At 69.7% G+C, this 555-nt stretch carries 1 protein-coding gene; it reads left to right on the top strand.

Annotated elements, in window-relative coordinates; all coding sequences use genetic code 11:
- On the top strand, positions 1–555 hold a 555-nt coding region (locus ER13_RS17450), incomplete at both ends, for an aldehyde dehydrogenase family protein (RefSeq protein WP_035311483.1).

Genomic DNA, 555 nt, shown 5'->3' with positions numbered 1-555 from the left:
TTCGGGCGCGGCGGGCGCGCATTTCCGACGCAAGCACGCCGACGATCCGCACGTCATCCTGACGCTGGAGCTGGGCGGCAACAATCCGCTGGTCGTCTGGGACGCCGCCGACGCTCAGGCCGTCGCAGGCATCGCGGTGCAGTCCGCCTTCATCACCACCGGCCAGCGCTGTTCGTGCGCCCGTCGCCTGATCGTGCCGGAAGGGCCTCAGGGCGACGCCATCATCGAAGCCATCGCCGCCCTGTCTGACCGTCTGGTCTTCGGCCCGTGGGACAGCGATCCCGAACCCTACGCCGGACCGCTGATCTCAGCCCGGGCCGCCGAAGCGGCGTTGAAAGCGCTGCAGGAACGGATCGACGCCGGAGCCAAGGTCATCCGCGCCTCGGGTCCCGTCGCCAACTTGCCCGGCGCCTTCGTCAAGCCGGCCGTCATCGACGTGACCGGGATCGACGTACCCGACGAGGAGATGTTCGCCCCCTTCCTGTCGGTGATCCGCGTCCCGACCTTCGACGCTGCGATCCAGGCGGCCAACGCGACCCGCTACGGCCTGTCCGC

This window comes from Brevundimonas sp. EAKA (assembly GCF_000698025.1).
GTDB classification, from domain to species: Bacteria; Pseudomonadota; Alphaproteobacteria; order Caulobacterales; family Caulobacteraceae; genus Brevundimonas; species Brevundimonas mediterranea_A.
Note: the sequence above shows the minus strand (reverse complement) of the source record. Positions and strands in the feature narration are given on the sequence as shown.